16 protein-coding genes are annotated in these 15,417 nt (G+C 65.1%); 13 read left to right on the top strand and 3 right to left on the bottom strand.

Translation table 11 applies throughout. From position 1 onward, the window contains the following. Positions 1 to 22: 22 nt before the first annotated feature. The 9 genes from QA642_RS35220 (at position 23) to ccoS (ending at position 8,720) form a co-directional block, all read left to right on the top strand. Positions 23 to 448, top strand: a complete 426-nt coding sequence (locus QA642_RS35220) for a CBS domain-containing protein (RefSeq protein WP_283080998.1) — start codon at positions 23 to 25, stop codon at positions 446 to 448. Between the two features lie 368 nt (positions 449 to 816). Then, positions 817 to 2,466 (top strand): cytochrome-c oxidase, cbb3-type subunit I, encoded by a 1,650-nt coding sequence (gene ccoN, locus QA642_RS35215; RefSeq protein ID WP_283080997.1) that lies wholly within the window; start codon positions 817 to 819, stop codon positions 2,464 to 2,466. Between the two features lie 10 nt (positions 2,467 to 2,476). Next, a complete protein-coding gene (gene ccoO / locus QA642_RS35210; protein WP_283080996.1) occupies positions 2,477 to 3,211 on the top strand; it encodes a cytochrome-c oxidase, cbb3-type subunit II in 735 nt (244 codons plus the stop codon). A 13-nt stretch (positions 3,212 to 3,224) separates the two neighbouring features. Continuing rightward, positions 3,225 to 3,389: a cbb3-type cytochrome c oxidase subunit 3 gene (locus tag QA642_RS35205; protein ID WP_283080995.1), complete on the top strand. Its 165-nt coding sequence runs from the start codon at positions 3,225 to 3,227 to the stop codon at positions 3,387 to 3,389. A 6-nt stretch (positions 3,390 to 3,395) separates the two neighbouring features. After that, a complete protein-coding gene (ccoP, locus tag QA642_RS35200) occupies positions 3,396 to 4,271 on the top strand; it encodes a cytochrome-c oxidase, cbb3-type subunit III (RefSeq protein WP_283080994.1) in 876 nt (291 codons plus the stop codon). 110 nt (positions 4,272 to 4,381) lie between these two features. Continuing rightward, on the top strand, positions 4,382 to 5,848 hold the full coding sequence (gene ccoG, locus QA642_RS35195; protein ID WP_283080993.1) for a cytochrome c oxidase accessory protein CcoG: 1,467 nt from the start codon (positions 4,382 to 4,384) through the stop codon (positions 5,846 to 5,848). A 15-nt stretch (positions 5,849 to 5,863) separates the two neighbouring features. Beyond that, a complete protein-coding gene (locus tag QA642_RS35190; RefSeq protein WP_283080992.1) occupies positions 5,864 to 6,349 on the top strand; it encodes a FixH family protein in 486 nt (161 codons plus the stop codon). Positions 6,350 to 6,360: 11 nt separating this feature from the next. Beyond that, a complete protein-coding gene (locus QA642_RS35185) occupies positions 6,361 to 8,553 on the top strand; it encodes a cation-translocating P-type ATPase (RefSeq protein ID WP_283080991.1) in 2,193 nt (730 codons plus the stop codon). Then, on the top strand, positions 8,553 to 8,720 hold the full coding sequence (ccoS, locus tag QA642_RS35180) for a cbb3-type cytochrome oxidase assembly protein CcoS (RefSeq protein ID WP_283080990.1): 168 nt from the start codon (positions 8,553 to 8,555) through the stop codon (positions 8,718 to 8,720). Before QA642_RS35185 ends, ccoS begins: the two co-directional genes overlap by 1 nt. Here ccoS and QA642_RS35175 read toward each other — a convergent pair. Then, entirely contained in the window at positions 8,717 to 9,919 is a 1,203-nt protein-coding gene (locus QA642_RS35175; protein ID WP_283080989.1) for an MFS transporter, read from the bottom strand. The genes ccoS and QA642_RS35175 overlap by 4 nt on opposite strands. Before the next feature lie 103 nt (positions 9,920 to 10,022). Next, entirely contained in the window at positions 10,023 to 10,505 is a 483-nt protein-coding gene (locus QA642_RS35170) for a cupin domain-containing protein (RefSeq protein ID WP_283080988.1), read from the bottom strand. A 237-nt stretch (positions 10,506 to 10,742) separates the two neighbouring features. On the opposite strand from QA642_RS35170, the gene QA642_RS46610 reads away from it, so the two are divergent. Together QA642_RS46610 and QA642_RS35160 are read left to right on the top strand one after the other, a co-directional pair. Beyond that, positions 10,743 to 11,027: a hypothetical protein gene (locus QA642_RS46610; protein WP_349253884.1), complete on the top strand. Its 285-nt coding sequence runs from the start codon at positions 10,743 to 10,745 to the stop codon at positions 11,025 to 11,027. 83 nt (positions 11,028 to 11,110) lie between these two features. Continuing rightward, a complete protein-coding gene (locus QA642_RS35160) occupies positions 11,111 to 11,827 on the top strand; it encodes a peroxiredoxin-like family protein (RefSeq protein ID WP_283080986.1) in 717 nt (238 codons plus the stop codon). 194 nt (positions 11,828 to 12,021) lie between these two features. Here the strand turns inward: QA642_RS35160 and QA642_RS35155 are convergent, their stop codons facing one another. After that, entirely contained in the window at positions 12,022 to 12,903 is an 882-nt protein-coding gene (locus tag QA642_RS35155; protein ID WP_283080985.1) for a LysR family transcriptional regulator, read from the bottom strand. Between the two features lie 198 nt (positions 12,904 to 13,101). Here QA642_RS35155 and QA642_RS35150 point away from each other — a divergent pair, with 198 nt between their 5' ends. Together QA642_RS35150 and QA642_RS35145 are read left to right on the top strand one after the other, a co-directional pair. Then, positions 13,102 to 14,250, top strand: coding sequence for a patatin-like phospholipase family protein (locus QA642_RS35150; RefSeq protein WP_283080984.1), 1,149 nt, complete (start codon positions 13,102 to 13,104; stop codon positions 14,248 to 14,250). Between the two features lie 83 nt (positions 14,251 to 14,333). Further along, positions 14,334 to 15,284 carry an oxygenase MpaB family protein gene (locus QA642_RS35145; RefSeq protein WP_283087041.1) on the top strand — a complete coding sequence of 317 codons (951 nt, stop codon included), beginning with the start codon at positions 14,334 to 14,336 and terminating at the stop codon, positions 15,282 to 15,284. Positions 15,285 to 15,417 lie beyond the last annotated feature (133 nt).

Here is a 15,417-nt window from a genome sequence, read left to right as displayed (position 1 = left end):
AACCATTCGAGGAGGACGCGCCGTGTACAAGTTTCTCGAGGAGACCGTCGATCGCTACATGACGCGCAAGGTCAGGACAGTGCGGCGCGACCAGGACCTGCTCGCGCTCAGCGAGATGTTCGAGACCGACGACTTCAACTCCTATCCGGTCGAGGACGACGGGCAGGTGGTCGGCATCGTCACCAAGTTCGACATCCTGAAATGCTTTGCGTTCACCCCAAACCAGATGCTGCCGCGCTATCACGACCTGATGAGCCGCAGCATCGGCGACGTCATGACGCCGGAGTTCATCTATGTCAGCCCCGACACGCGGCTGACGCGCGTGCTCCAGATCATGGTCGAGCATCGCATCAGGAGCATCATCGTGCTCGACGGTGCGCAGAAGCTCGCCGGAATCATCGCCCGCGAGGACGTCATTGCGGCGCTGAAGGCGACGGCGATGGAGTGATTCCCCTCCCTCGGGGAATGTCGTAGGGTGGGCAAAGCGACTTGTCCGCCGAAGCTCGAAGAGCGAAGGCGGAAGCGTGCCCACCATTTCTGTCGCGGGTTCGAGACAAATCGTGGGCACGGCGCAAGTGCGCCTTTGCCCACCCTACGGTTCTGTTCTCTCGGAGCCGACCCTTCGCCCAAGTGAGTCTGCCGCGCGGTCCTCGCAGCCTCGGCGCCTCAACTGGCGGCTCCGCAGAAATACGGGAGTGCTCCCCCAAAAATGTTCGCCCCCGACGCAGAACCAAACCGCATATCTTGATTTCAATCAATTCCCCGCGAGGGTGAATGTGGTTTCTGGCTCCGTGTTCTTTCGAAAGAGAATCCGCGATGAGCCAGCCCTCCATCTCCAAATCCATGACATCAGGTGAAAGCGGACTGGCTGCCGTGTTCGCAGTCACCGCCTTCCTTTGCGTGATCGCCTCGGCCAAGGCGCTCGATTCGCCCTTCGCCTTCCATGCCGGTCTCAGCGCGATCGCGAGCCTGGCTGTGGTGTTCGGTATCATCAATCGCTACTTCGATCGCCCGGCGGAGTTGCCGCCGGCCGAGGCCAACGGCCGCCCCAACTACAACATGGGCCCGATCAAGTTCACTGCCGTCATGGCGATGTTCTGGGGCATCGCCGGCTTCCTGGTCGGCCTCATCATCGCCTCGCAGTTGGCCTGGCCGGCGCTGAATTTCGACCTGCCCTGGACCAGCTTCGGCCGCCTGCGGCCGCTGCACACCTCCGCAGTGATCTTCGCCTTCGGCGGCAACGTGCTGATCGGCACGTCCTTCTACGTCGTGCAGAAGTCCTGCCGCGTGCGCCTTGCCGGCGATCTCGCGCCCTGGTTCGTCGTGCTCGGCTACAATTATTTCATCCTGGTCGCCGGCACCGGCTATCTGCTCGGCGTCACCCAGTCGAAGGAATATGCCGAGCCGGAATGGTACGCCGATCTCTGGCTGACCATCGTCTGGGTGGTCTATCTGCTGGTGTTCCTTGTCACCATCATGAAGCGCAAGGAGCCGCACATCTTCGTCGCGAACTGGTTCTATCTCGCCTTCATCGTGACGATCGCCGTGCTGCATCTCGGCAACAATCCGGCGCTTCCGGTCTCTGTGTTCGGCTCGAAGTCGTACGTCGCCTGGGGCGGCATCCAGGATGCCATGTTCCAGTGGTGGTACGGCCACAACGCGGTCGGCTTCTTCCTGACCGCCGGCTTCCTCGCCATCATGTATTACTTCATTCCCAAGCGCGCCGAGCGGCCGATCTATTCCTATCGGCTCTCGATCATCCACTTCTGGGCACTGATCTTCCTCTACATCTGGGCCGGTCCCCACCATCTGCACTACACGGCGCTGCCGGACTGGACGCAGACGCTCGGCATGACTTTCTCGATCATGCTGTGGATGCCCTCCTGGGGCGGCATGATCAACGGCCTGATGACGCTGTCGGGCGCCTGGGACAAGCTGCGCACCGACCCGGTGCTGCGCATGCTGGTCGTGTCCGTCGCCTTCTACGGCATGTCGACCTTCGAAGGCCCGATGATGTCGATCAAGGTGGTGAACTCGCTCAGCCACTACACCGACTGGACCATCGGTCACGTGCATTCCGGCGCGCTCGGCTGGGTCGGCTTCGTCTCCTTCGGCGCGCTGTATTGCCTGGTGCCGTGGGCCTGGAATCGCAAGGGCCTCTACAGCCTCAAGCTCGTCAACTGGCACTTCTGGATCGCCACCCTCGGCATCGTTCTCTACATCTCGGCGATGTGGGTGTCCGGCATCCTCCAGGGCCTGATGTGGCGCGCCTACACCTCGCTCGGCTTCCTCGAATATTCCTTCATCGAGACCGTCGAGGCGATGCATCCCTTCTACATCATCCGCGCCGCCGGCGGTGGGCTGTTCCTGATCGGCGCGCTGATCATGGCCTACAATCTCTGGATGACCGTTCGCGTCGGCGAACAGGAAGTCCAGATGCCCGTCGCGCTCCAGCCGGCGGAATGAGGAGCTTTCCATGTCGTTCTGGACACGCCACCAAATCTTCGAAAAGAACTCGATCGTCCTGATCGTCGGCATCCTCGTGGTGATCGCGATCGGCGGCCTCGTCGAGATCACCCCGCTGTTCTACCTCAAGAGCACGATCGAGGCGGTCGACGGCGTCAGGCCGTACACGCCGCTGGAACTCGCGGGCCGCAACGTCTACGTCCGCGAGGGCTGCTATCTCTGCCATTCGCAGATGATCCGCCCCTTGCGCGACGAGGTCGAGCGCTACGGCCACTTCTCGCTCGCCGCCGAAAGCATGTACGACCATCCGTTCCAGTGGGGCTCGAAGCGCACCGGTCCCGACCTTGCCCGCGTCGGCGCAAAATATTCCGACGACTGGCACGTCACCCATCTGACCAACCCGCGCGCGATCGTGCCGCAGTCGGTGATGCCGGGCTATCCGTTCCTCAGTCAGACCGAGGTCGATCCGGACACGATCGCCGACCACATGAAGACGCTCAAGGCCGTCGGCACGCCCTATACGGACGACCAGATCGCGAACGCAGGCGCGGACCTGAAGGCCCAGGCCGACCCTGACAATGCCGGCACCGACGCCTTCAGCAAGCGCTATGCCAAGGCGGTGATGCGCAATTTCGACGGCAAGGCGGGCACGCCGACCGAGATGGACGCGCTGATCGCTTACTTGCAGATGCTCGGCACGCTGGTCGACTTCAAGCTCTACAACGAGAAAGCCAATCTTCGCTGAGAAGGCATCACCGATGAAAGCCATCCTGACACTCGACAATCTCGCCTCCAGCCTCGTCACCACGATCTGGACGCCGGTGTTCGTCGCGATCTTTCTCGCGATCATCGCCTACGCATTCTGGCCCCGCAACAAGGCCGCGTTCGACGAAGCGGCACGCCTGCCGTTGCGGGAGGAGTAAGAAATCATGACCGATCATCATGGCGACATCGATTCCGTCACCGGCAAGTCCACGACCGGACATGAGTGGGACGGCATCAAGGAGCTCAACACGCCGCTGCCGCGCTGGTGGGTGATCTCCTTCTACCTCACCATCATCTGGTCGATCGGCTACTGGATCGTCTATCCGGCCTGGCCGCTGATCTCCAGTAACACCACCGGGCTGCTCGGCTACTCGACCCGCGCGAGCCTCGCGGTGGAGCTCGCCAATCTCGAGACGCTGCGCGGCGAGAAGATGGCGGCACTGGCGGCGGCGCCGCTCGCCGACATCGAGAAAAATCCGGCATTGCTCGCACTCGCGCGCGCCAAGGGCAGGACCGTGTTCGGCGACAATTGCGCGCCGTGTCACGGCTCAGGCGGCGCCGGCGCCAAGGGCTTTCCGAACCTGAACGACGACGACTGGCTGTGGGGCGGCACGCTCGAGCAGATCATGCAGACCATCCAGTTCGGCGCGCGCTCCGGCCACGCCAAGACGCATGAGGGCCAGATGCTCGCCTTCGGCAAGGACGGCGTGCTCAAGCCGGACGAGATCGTCACGGTCGCCAATTACGTGCGGTCGCTGTCGGGCCTGTCGACCCGCAAGGGTTTCGACGCCGCCAAGGGCGAGAAGATCTTTGCCGAGAATTGCGTCGCCTGCCATGGCGACGGCGGCAAGGGCAATCCGGAGATGGGCGCGCCGAACCTGACCGACAAGATCTGGCTCTACGGCTCGGACGAGGCGACCCTGATCGAGACCATCAGCCAGGGGCGCGCCGGCGTCATGCCGGCCTGGGAAGGCCGGCTCGACCCCGCCACCCTCAAGGCGATGGCGGTCTACGTCCACTCGCTGGGCGGCGGCAAGTAGCCAAAGGAGAACAGGCGGGGGTGGACAAAATGCCCCCGCTTGAGCTGGATCAATCGGCGCTGCGACGCCGGGTCTAGGTTTAATCGCACCTTTTCGAGACAAACTTCGCGATGAACAAGACCGTGAACCCGAACGAGCTCACATCGGACGACGACTACGGGCCGCTCTACGCAGCCCGCAAGAAGGTCTATCCCCAGAGCGTCCACGGCACCTTCCGCCGGATCAAGTGGGGCCTGATGGCATTCTGCCTCGGCGTCTACTACTTCCTGCCGTTCGTGCGCTGGAATCGCGGTCTCGGCGCGCCCAGCCAGGCGGTGCTGATCGACCTGCCCAACAGCCGCTTCTACTTCTTCTTCATCGAGCTGTGGCCGCAGGAGGTCTATTACTTCACCGGCCTTCTGATCGTCGCCGCGGTGGCGCTGTTCCTGATGAACTCCGTCGGCGGCCGCATCTGGTGCGGCTATCTCTGCCCGCAGACGGTGTGGACCGACCTGTTCTACGCGGTCGAGCGCCTCGTCGAGGGTGACCGGCGCGAGCGGATGAAGAAGGACAAGTCGTCCGATCCGATGAAGCTCGAGCGCATCTCCGAGATCGTGCTCAAGCATTCGATCTGGCTGCTGATCGCCTGGTGGACCGGCGGCGCCTGGGTGCTCTATTTCAACGACGCGCCGACGCCGGTGAAGGAGCTCGTCACCTTCCAGGCGCCGATGATCGCCTATATCTGGATCGCCATCCTGACCGCGACGACCTACGTGCTCGCCGGCTTCATGCGCGAGCAGGTCTGCACCTATATGTGCCCATGGCCGCGCATCCAGGCCGCGCTGACCGACGAATGGGCGCTCAACGTCACCTACCGCTACGACCGTGGCGAGAAGCGCACCTCGGTGAAGAAGGCGGCCGAGCTGCGCGCGCTCGGCGAGCATGTCGGCGACTGCGTCGACTGCTATCAATGCGTCGCGGTCTGTCCGACCGGGATCGACATCCGCAACGGGCCGCAGCTCGAATGCATCCAGTGCGGGCTCTGCATCGACGCCTGCGACAACGTGATGACCAAGATCGGCCGGCCGAAGCGGCTGATCGGCTACGACAACGACATCAACATCCAGCGCCGCCAGGAAGGCAAGGCGCCGGTCTATCGCATCGTCCGGCCGCGGACCATCGTCTACAGCGCGATCATCGCGGCGGTCGGCGGCATCATGATCTACACGCTTGCGACCCGCAGCCTGCTCGACGTCAACGTGTTGCACGACCGTAATCCGGTCGCGGTCAGGCTCAGCGACGGCTCGATCCGCAACGCCTACACGGTGCGTCTGCTCAACAAGAGCGGCTACGACCGCGTCGTCGCGATCGACGCGGACGGCCCGGCCAATCTGACCACGCATGTCGTCGGCATCGATTCGGTGACGCCTGATCGGCCGATGATCGTGATTCCGCGCGACTCCACCAGCGAGCTGCGCCTGCTGATCACCGCGCCGGCGGAGAGCAATCCGGAGAAGTCGATCCCGGTGCGCTTCCACGTCACCGACATCGGCCTCGGCGAGGTCGCGACCACCACCGACAACTTTGTCGCGCCGTAAGACGAGGAGACTGCCATGGCAACCAAGCCGCTGACCGGAACGAAGGTGTTCCTGATGCTGGTCGCCTTCTTCGGGCTCGTGATCGGCGTCAACGTCACCATGATGAAGCTCGCGATCGCGACGCTGCCCGGCACCGACGTCGACAGTCCCTACGCCGCGGGCCTCACCTATGACCGCGAGATATCGGCAGCTCATGACCAGGCCGCGCGAAATTGGCAGGTCAGCGCCCATATCGAGCGCCGCGCCGATGGCGGTGCCACGCTTCAGGTCGATGCGCGTGATGCCAAGGGCCAGCCGGTGAGCGGCCTGAAATTCGGCGGACGGCTGGAACGGCCGACCGACAAGCGCGCCGATCTGCAGGTCGAGCTTTCGGAGGCCGGCATCGGCACCTATCGCGGCAATGCCGCTGCCGTCGCGCCCGGCCAGTGGGATCTCGTGATCGAAGGCGCGGCGCGCGGCGCGCGCGTGTTCATGTCGCGCAACCGCGTGATCCTGAATTGAGGGACATGCTCATGCAGGTCACGCGGGATTTTTCGCACTATGTCCGCGCCGCGGGCGAGGGGATCAAGCATATCGATCTCGCCGTCGAGGGCGTTCACTGCGCCGGCTGCATGGCCAAGATCGAGCGCGGTCTCTCCGCCATTCCCGACGTCACGCTGGCGCGCGTGAACCTCACTGACCGGCGCGTCGCGCTGGAGTGGAAGGCCGGCACGCTCGATCCGGCTCGCTTCATTGATAGGCTCGAGGAGCTGGGCTACAAGGCCTATCCTTACGAGACTGAAAGCGCGGAAGAGGCCGAGGTCGCCGAATCCCGTTTCCTGCTGCGCTGTCTCGGCGTCGCGGCGTTCGCCACCATGAACGTGATGATGCTGTCGATCCCGGTGTGGTCCGGAAACGTCTCGGACATGCTGCCTGAGCAGCGCGACTTCTTCCACTGGCTGTCGGCGCTGATCGCGCTGCCGGCGGCGGCCTATGCCGGCCAGCCGTTCTTCCGCTCGGCCTGGCGCGCGCTGTCGAACAAGACCACCAACATGGACGTGCCGATCTCGATCGGCGTGTGCCTGGCGCTCGGCATGTCCGTGGTGGAGACCATCCACCATGCCGAGCACGCCTATTTCGACGCGGCGATCATGCTGCTGACTTTCCTCTTGGTCGGCCGCTTCCTCGACCAGAACATGCGACGGCGCACCCGCGCGGTCGCCGGCAATCTCGCCGCGCTCAAGGCGGAAACCGCGGCGAAGTTCATCGGGGCTGATGAAATCTCCCAGGTGCCGGTCGCAGCGATCCATCCCGGCGATATCGTGCTGCTACGGCCCGGCGAGCGCTGCGCGGTCGACGGCACCGTGATCGAGGGACGCTCCGAGATCGACCAGAGCCTGATCACCGGCGAGACGCTCTATGTCACCGCGGAGCAGGGTACGCCGGTCTATGCGGGATCGATGAACATCTCCGGCACGCTGCGGGTGCGGGTCTCGGCGGCGTCGGAAGCGACATTGCTCGCCGAGATCACGCGGCTGCTCGACCACGCGCTGGCCGCGCGCTCGCGCTACATGCGGCTTGCCGACCGTGCCTCCCGGCTTTATGCGCCGGTGGTGCATGCGACGGCGCTGATCACGATCCTCGGCTGGGTCGTCGCCGGCGCGTCGTGGCACGATGCGATCGTGACCGGCGTCGCCGTGCTGATCATCACCTGCCCCTGTGCGCTGGGTCTTGCGATCCCCACCGTGCAGACCGTCGCCGCGGGCGCCATGTTCAAGTCCGGCGTTCTACTCAATGCCGGCGACGCGATCGAACGCCTCGCCGAGGCCGACCACATCATCTTCGACAAGACCGGCACGTTGACGCTGCCTCATCTCGAAGTGACCAACGCGGCCGACATCCCTGCCGATGTCTTTGAACTCGCCGGCCGGCTGGCGCTGTCGAGCCATCATCCGGTGGCCGCCGCGGTGGCGCAGGCCGCCGGCGCGAAGTCGCCGATCGTCGGAGCTGTCGAGGAGGCCGGCCAGGGCGTGCGCGCCACGGTGGACGGTGTCGAGCTTCGTCTTGGCCGTCCGTCCTTCTGCGGCGCCGAGGCACTCGTCGGCTTGACCGACGATCTCGATCCCGAGGCCTCCATCGTCGCGTTCAGCAAGGGGAGCGAAAAGTTTATCCTGTCGGTGCGCCAGGGGCTGCGACCGGACGCCCAGGCCGTGATTACGGCGCTGAAGGCGCGCAACATCGGCATCGAGATTCTCTCCGGCGACCGTGAGCCGGCGGTGATCGCGGCGGCGCATGCGCTCGGCATTCCCGAGTGGCGCGCCGGCGTGACGCCGGCCGACAAGATCGCGCGGATCGAGGAGCTGAAGCGGCGCGGCACAAAAGTGCTGATGGTCGGCGACGGCATGAACGACGCGCCCTCGCTGGCGGCCGCCCATGTCTCGATGTCGCCGATCTCGGCCGCGCATCTCAGCCAGGCCACCGCAGATCTCGTCTTCCTTGGCCGGCCGCTCGCTCCGGTCGTCGCCGCCATCGATGCCTCGCGCAAGGCGTTGCATCTGATGCGGCAAAATCTCTGGCTGGCGATCGGCTACAATGTGCTCGCCGTGCCGGTCGCGATCAGCGGCATCGTCACGCCGCTGATTGCGGCAGCGGCCATGAGCGGATCGTCGATCCTGGTGATGCTGAACTCGCTGCGCGCCCGGAACACCTCGCGGGAGATTGGGTAATGGAGATCCTGGTCATCCTGGTGCCGCTGGCCTTGATGCTCGGAGGTGCCGGTCTCGTTGCCTTCCTCTGGTCGCTGAAAAGCGGCCAGTACGACGACCTCGACGGCGCCGCCTGGCGCGCCATCGCCGACGACGAGCCGCCGCAGGAAACCCCGGCGAGTCGTTAGCGCTTCAGGGCGACGGTGAGCAGGGCCGCCAGCGCGAGCGCCACGCCGACACCTGCGACGCAGGCGTACCAGCCGAAGCTGTCGAACAACCGGCCGAGCACGGCCGTACCGGCCAGCCCGCCGCAGAAGTAGCACGCAAGATAAGTCCCGCTGGCGATGCCGCGGTTGTCGGTCGCGGCCTGTCCGACGAAGCCTGTCGCTGCGGCCTGCGCGAAGAATGTGCCGACGCCGACCAGAACCATGCCGGCGAGCACTCCACCGAGATGCGGCGCCAGCATCAAGGGCAGGCCCAGTCCAGCGGTAGCGAGCGATAACCAGATCGCAGGCCGCGTTCCCAGCCGTGCGGCCACCTTGCCGGCGAGCAGCGTCGTGACGACCGACGGCAGGAAGACGAAATAGACGAGGCCGAGGTCCATCATGCCCAGCGACAGCGGCGGCCGTACCAGCACGAAATTGACGAATGTGAAGGTGCCGATGAACGCAAACAGGATGCAGAAGCCGACGCCGAAGGTGGCGCGCAGCCGCGGATTGCGCCAATGCGCGATGGTGGCGGCGAGCGGCGAAGCCGCCGGCATCATCGCATGCATCGGCCGCACGCGTCCGATGGTGAAATAGACCAGCACCGCGCCGACCAGATTGAGCGCGGCGAAGACATAGAAATTCCAGGCAAGGCCGAGGCCGTCGGCAAGCGCCGCCGAGATCAGCCGGCCAAAGAGGTTGCTCGCGACGTTGCCGGTGATGTAGGCGGCGAACGCGCCGCCGGCATCCATCGCGCTGCATTGCTCGCCGAGATAGGCGAGGGTGAGTGCGAAGGCAGACGCCATGCACAGGCCCTGGGCGACCCGCAAGGCCGTGAAGACGGCGAGATTGGGTGCGGACGCGAGCAAGCTGGTGGGGATTGCCAGCAGCAGGAGGCTCACCAGGATGCCGGCCCGGCGGTTGATGTGCGGGCTGAAGAAGCCGACGACGAGGCTCGCAATGGCCATCCCGAAGGTGCTGGCGTTGACGGCAAAGCCCATTGCTGCGGGGGTGACGCCGTAGTGCCGCGTCAGCGAGGGCAGGATCGCCTGCGTCGCGAAAAGGTCGACGACGGTCAGGAATGCGGTGAGGCCGATCACGAGCGAGCGCAGCGCGAAACCAGGCGAGTGCGCCTCCATCGTCATCGCGGCCGGTTTGATCGACGCGGAAAGATCGGTCATGGCGTGATTGTCCTGTGAGGAATGTGACGCCCGGCATGCGGATGGCATGGGGGATCCCGGGCGCCACATCCGGTAACGAGTGCGCTGGGGCTGGGTGCGCTCGTTACATGTGATGGTCGTTGGGATCCTTGCGGACGTCGCCGACATAGAGAATGACGGTCTCCTTGCCGAGGTTCTTCCACCAATGCGAGGTGCCGTAGACTTCGGGACGAATGTCGCCGGCCTTATGCACGATCGGATCGATGCAGTTGGAGGCGTGTTCAACGATTTCGCCCTGCTGCACGAAGATCAGGGCAGGGCGATCGTCATGGCTGTGCCAGGGCACGATGCCGCCGGGCTCGATGGTCAGCTTGCGGAAGCGGAGTTCGCGGCCCTCGATATGAGCTGGCTGCTTGCCGAGGTCGATTGCGCCGAGCGTGACGTCGGTGACGCCGACAGGCTTGGTGTCGACCATCTGCTGCGCGTTCGGCTTGATCTTGTCGGCCGGACATTCGCCGGCAAGGACCGGCTGCGCCGCGAGCGTCAGTGCCCCGATAGCGGCAAGGCCCGGCCAGAGCAGGCGAGAGAAGGTGTGGCTCGTGAACATGGGAGGTCTCCTGTGTTGGCCGCGACCTCGCTGGTCGCCGGCGATGGCAGGAGCTTCGTCGAGACCGTCTCGATTCTGAAATGCCGGCTTGCTCTCGATGCGATAGCTGCGCGCTATGTTGATGCGCGGCGGCTATCGAACCGATTGGGCATCGGCATTTCCGCTTCTCCTGTGTCTGGCGTCCGATGGCAGTGCGCCCGATTGGCGGGCGTGCATGTCAATCCGGAGCAGCATCTCATGACGAAAGTGTCCAAAACCCTGATTTTCACCGCCGCCTTCGCGGTCATCGCGACATCGGCCTTCTCGGAGGCGGCCTGGGATTTCAAGGCCGGCATGGCCTATATCTATGGCGGACCCGGCAAGATGTCGGCGATGGCCATGGCCCCTGCCGAGAAGAACCACGAGGCCATGATGAAGAACGCGAAGAAGGTGCCGGAGAACACCGTCTTCTTCATGGACAACGGCACGCTGTACTCGACCTCGGGTCGGCTGGATCCGACCGGCAATTTCTACGTGAACTGAACCGGTCCAGGCATTACGGCCGCCCCCTTGCGGGCGGCCGAACCAGGAAACTAATATTCATCTCACGAACGCCGGAGCGGAAGATGACGTCTCTCTTGCCAGCCGACGCCGAGCGGCTCAGATCTGCCTTCCTGCGCTGCCGCGACATGGACGGCACGCTGAACGAACAGCTCCGCGCCTATGCCGATGCCAGCCGCGAGGTCTTCCCGGCCTATGGCGAGGCGGTCGACCGCCTGGTGACGCGATTGGGCGGAAACGGCGGAGGCGAGACCGCGCCGCGCCCGGGCGATGCGATGCCGCCATTCATGCTGCCGGACGACAGCGGGCGTCTCGTCACGCTGACTGCGCTGCTGGAGAGCGGCCCGGTCGCGGTGATGTTCTTCCGTGGCCATTGGTGCCCCTATTGCCGGCTCAACGTCCGCGCGGTCGTCCAGGCGCTGGGCCGCATCGAGGCCATGGGCGCGCGCGTCGTCGCGATCATGCCGGAGACGCAGGAATATGCGCGGCAGCTCAAGGCCGAATCCGGCGCGCCATTTCCGGTCCTGACCGATCTCGACAACGGCTATGCGCTGTCGCTCAATCTCGCGATCTGGCTCGGCGCCGAAATCCAGAGCCTCCTGTCTTATCAGGACATGGCGAAATTCCACGGCAATGACGGCTGGATGCTGCCGATCCCGGCCGTGTTCGTCGTCGGTCGCGACGGGATCGTGAAGGCCCGCTTTGTCGACCCCGATTTCCGCAAGCGCATGGAGATCGACGATCTGCTCGCAGCGCTGGAAGATGCGGGCGTCGATCAATAGCGCCGAACAGTCTTTCCCTCTCCCTTGTGGGAGAGGGTGTCTCGCCGCGTAGCGGCGAGACGGGTGAGGGGTCTCTCTCTCCACGAGTGAATATTTCGCGTCGAGTGCGCGGATGCAAACCCCTCATCCGGCGCTTCGCGCCACCTTCTCCCACAAGGGGAGAAGGAGAAGAGCAGCAGCGATAGTTGTCGCAGCTACCCAGCAATCTGCCGCCAGTCCGCGCCGCGCAACATCCGCATCACCGCATTGGCAACGGCCGTTCGCTGCCGGCCGGCCACGCCGTAAAGACTGACGGTGCGGCGCGCATCGAGCCCGGTGACAGCGGCGCGTTTGAGGCTCTCCGGCACCTGCGAGGTATGTGGCACCATGGCGACGCCGACGTCGGCTTCGACCAGCTCGATCAGATCGCGCTCGCTCGAAATCTCATGTCCATGCTCGATGCCGTGCTCGCGCAGGCTTGCAGCGATGCGGCTGGAGTGCTCGCAGAACGTCCGCCCCAGCAACTGCTCCGCGCGCAGATCGTCGAGTTCGACGTTGCTGCGGCCGGCCAGCCGGTGTCCGCTGCTGACGACGAGCTCGAAACCCTCCGTGAACAGCGGCCACACGTCGAGCCGTTCCCAGGACTCGTCGATCTCGGCGGCGATGCCAAGCTCGGCTTCGCCTTTCTTCAGGAACTCGGCGACCTCGCGGCTCGAGCCGCGCAGGAAGCGGAGTTCGAGCCGGTTGAACTGCCGTTTGATCTCGTTGAGATGCGGAATCAGAAGCGCGAGGTCGATCGAATGCGTGAGCGCGATGCGGAGCGCGCCGATTTCGCCGCCCTTGAATGAAGAGGCGAGCGAGCGCGCGCCGGCCGCTGCGTCGTAGCACTGCTTGAGCAGCGGATGCATGCGCTGGCCGAGCTCGGTCAGTTGTGCCGCCGGCCGTTCGCGGCGGAACAGATCGCCGCCGAGTTCGGCCTCGAGCTGCTTGATCGCGCGCGTCAGCGAGGGTTGCGTGACGTTGCACTCCTCGGCGGCGCGCGTGAAATTCAACAGCTGCGCAACCGCGAGGAAATAGCGGACCTGGTGCATTTCCATGGATCGGCTCCCAGCGAGATCGGCCGGAAATCTAACCGATCGGGGCGGGGAATGATATGCTGGCTGCTATAGCACGCGCGTATGGTTTCGGAAGCCAGCCGGCATTTCCAAAAGGCCCGACTATCGCCGACAACGGCAGGACGTAACAATTTCCTTACGCCGGGCGAATGATAACCATAGGCTCGACAGGAGCGAGACATGAACGGCATGCAGGACAACCCGCAACGAAAGAGTATGGACCTGCCGGGTCAGGTCGTTCTCGTGCTTCAGGGCGGCGGCGCGCTCGGCTCGTACCAGGCCGGGGTCTACCAGGCGCTCCACGAGGCCGGCATCGAGCCGGACTGGATCATCGGTACCTCGATCGGGGCCATCAACGCCAGCCTTATTGCGGGCAACGCGCCGCAGAACCGGCTCGCGCGCTTGAGGGAATTCTGGAAGCGGATGGAGCAGCAGCCGGTCTGGGACTGGCGCGCCGCGTTTCCCGGTTTCAACGAGAAGCTGGCCTATTGGTCGACCGTGACCCACGGCATTGCGGGTTTCTTCCGCCCCAATCCGCTGGCGCATGCCGGGGATTCCTATCCGCTGGGCGCCGATCACGCCGGCTACTATTCGACCGCGCCGCTGGAGACCACGCTGCGCGAGCTCGTCGACTTCGACCTCGCCAATCGCTGCGCGCCGCGACTGACGGTCGGTGCGGCCCATGTCGGCACCAGCGAGATGCGCTATTTCGACAGCCGCGACGGCGAGCTGACGGTGAAGCATGTGATGGCCTCGGGCGCGCTGCCGCCGGCTTTCCCGGCCGTGCGCATCGACGGCGAACTCTATTGGGACGGCGGCATCCTGTCGAACACGCCGACCGAAGCGGTGTTCGACGACAACCCGCGCAGGGATTCGCTGATCTTCTCCGTGCATCTGTGGAATCCCGTCGGTCCCGAGCCGACCACGATGGCGGAGGTGCTGAACCGGCACAAGGACGTGCAATATTCCAGCCGCATCGCCAGCCAGATCGTGCGCCAGCAGCAGGCCCATCGCCTGCGCCACGTCATCAATCAGCTTGCTGCGCGGTTGCCCGAGAGCGAGCGCAACGATCCCGCGGTGATGGAGCTGATGAGCTACGGCTGTCCGACCCGCATGCATGTGGTGCGGCTGCTGGCGCCGCAGCTCGAGCGCGAGACCCACACCAAGGACATGGACTTCAGCCCGTCCGGCATCACGCGGCGCTGGCATGCCGGCTATGCTCACACGAAGTCGGTGCTCACGCGCAAGCCGTGGATCGGCGAATTCGATCCGCTCGCCGGCGTGGTGCTGCACGAGCATACGGACGAGATGCCGATGGCTGCAGAATAGGGTATAAGCGATCGCGCGCTTCATCGAATTGCCACAGGCCTTGCGGATCGTTGGCCTTGGTTCGACCTCGAAAGGTCCTGCAATTGGTGTCCGCGAACGATCTGGAATTGGCTCTCGACAAGGTCCGTGCTGACGCCGCGGGACCGGTTGCGGGCGTGTTCGGTCCTGACACGCTGACCTGGCGGATCGACCGCGAGGCCGCCGTCTTTCTCGGTGCCGGCCGCGCGCTGCTGCTTCAACTGGCGCATCCCTGGGTCGCTGCCGCCATCGCCGAGCACTCGACGACCCTTGCCGATCCGATCGGCCGCTTCCATCGCACCTTCGACGTGGTCTTCGCCATGGTGTTCGGCTCGCTCGACCGTGCCTTGCTGTCGGCCCGGCAACTGCACCGGCGCCACACCATGATCGTCGGCGAGATGCCCGAGACCGTCGGCCCCTTCGCGGCCGGCTCGCGCTACTGCGCCAACGACATCCCGTCGCTGCGCTGGGTTCATGCCACGCTGACCGAGTCCGCGCTGATGGCGCACGATCTGGTTCTGCCGCCGCTCTCGATCGAGGAGCGCGAGCGCTACTGGACGGAGAGCCGGACCTTTGGCGCGCTATTCGGGCTGACAGGCGATGATCTGCCGGCGGACTGGGCTGGCTTTGCAGCCTACACCGCGGCAATGGCGCAGTCGGAGACGCTGACCGTCAGCCCGGCCGCGCGCGAGATCGCCGCGCAGATCCTTGGCGGTGCGCGACCGTGGTTGCGGCCGCCGCGCTGGTATCGTGCGCTCACCGCCGGGATGCTGCCGGAGCACCTGCGCGCCGGCTTCGCCCTTGCGCTCGACGAACGGGACGTCAGGTCTGCCGACCGCGCGCTGCGATGGATCCGGCGCGTCTATCCGAAACTGCCTGGCCGGCTGCGCTATGCCAGCCCCTACCAGGAAGCGCAGGCGCGGTTGCGGGGCGAGGCTCAGCCCGACTGGATGATCCGCTGCCTCAACCGCGCCTGGATCGGCCGGCCGCAGATGGATCAGCGCGGGAAGGGCTGAGGCCCAATCTCTCGGGCCCCGGCTCAGCAGCGCACCACGTCGCAAAGGGCGACGCGCTGCGCTGCGTCCGGGGCACGAGAGGAGAGTGAGGTGCGCATTCTATCCACATCGTCATTGCGAGCGCAGCGAAGCA

The organism is Bradyrhizobium sp. CB2312, from assembly GCF_029714425.1.
Lineage (GTDB): Bacteria > Pseudomonadota > Alphaproteobacteria > Rhizobiales > Xanthobacteraceae > Bradyrhizobium.
The sequence above is the reverse complement of the archived record's forward strand: the minus strand, read 5'-3'. Positions and strand labels throughout refer to the sequence as shown.

Bases quoted from the DNA above. Each gene is read 5' to 3' on its own strand.
- QA642_RS35160 (WP_283080986.1), top strand. From the start codon at position 11,111: ATGACGTCTCTCTTGCCAGCCGACGCCGAGCGGCTCAGATCTGCCTTC.
- QA642_RS35155 (WP_283080985.1), bottom strand. From the start codon at position 12,903: ATGGAAATGCACCAGGTCCGCTATTTCCTCGCGGTTGCGCAGCTGTTG.
- ccoP (WP_283080994.1), top strand. From the start codon at position 3,396: ATGACCGATCATCATGGCGACATCGATTCCGTCACCGGCAAGTCCACG.
- QA642_RS35170 (WP_283080988.1), bottom strand. From the start codon at position 10,505: ATGTTCACGAGCCACACCTTCTCTCGCCTGCTCTGGCCGGGCCTTGCC.
- QA642_RS46610 (WP_349253884.1), top strand. From the start codon at position 10,743: ATGACGAAAGTGTCCAAAACCCTGATTTTCACCGCCGCCTTCGCGGTC.
- QA642_RS35150 (WP_283080984.1), top strand. From the start codon at position 13,102: ATGAACGGCATGCAGGACAACCCGCAACGAAAGAGTATGGACCTGCCG.
- QA642_RS35185 (WP_283080991.1), top strand. From the start codon at position 6,361: ATGCAGGTCACGCGGGATTTTTCGCACTATGTCCGCGCCGCGGGCGAG.
- ccoG (WP_283080993.1), top strand. From the start codon at position 4,382: ATGAACAAGACCGTGAACCCGAACGAGCTCACATCGGACGACGACTAC.
- QA642_RS35190 (WP_283080992.1), top strand. From the start codon at position 5,864: ATGGCAACCAAGCCGCTGACCGGAACGAAGGTGTTCCTGATGCTGGTC.
- ccoS (WP_283080990.1), top strand. From the start codon at position 8,553: ATGGAGATCCTGGTCATCCTGGTGCCGCTGGCCTTGATGCTCGGAGGT.
- ccoO (WP_283080996.1), top strand. From the start codon at position 2,477: ATGTCGTTCTGGACACGCCACCAAATCTTCGAAAAGAACTCGATCGTC.
- ccoN (WP_283080997.1), top strand. From the start codon at position 817: ATGAGCCAGCCCTCCATCTCCAAATCCATGACATCAGGTGAAAGCGGA.
- QA642_RS35175 (WP_283080989.1), bottom strand. From the start codon at position 9,919: ATGACCGATCTTTCCGCGTCGATCAAACCGGCCGCGATGACGATGGAG.
- QA642_RS35205 (WP_283080995.1), top strand. From the start codon at position 3,225: ATGAAAGCCATCCTGACACTCGACAATCTCGCCTCCAGCCTCGTCACC.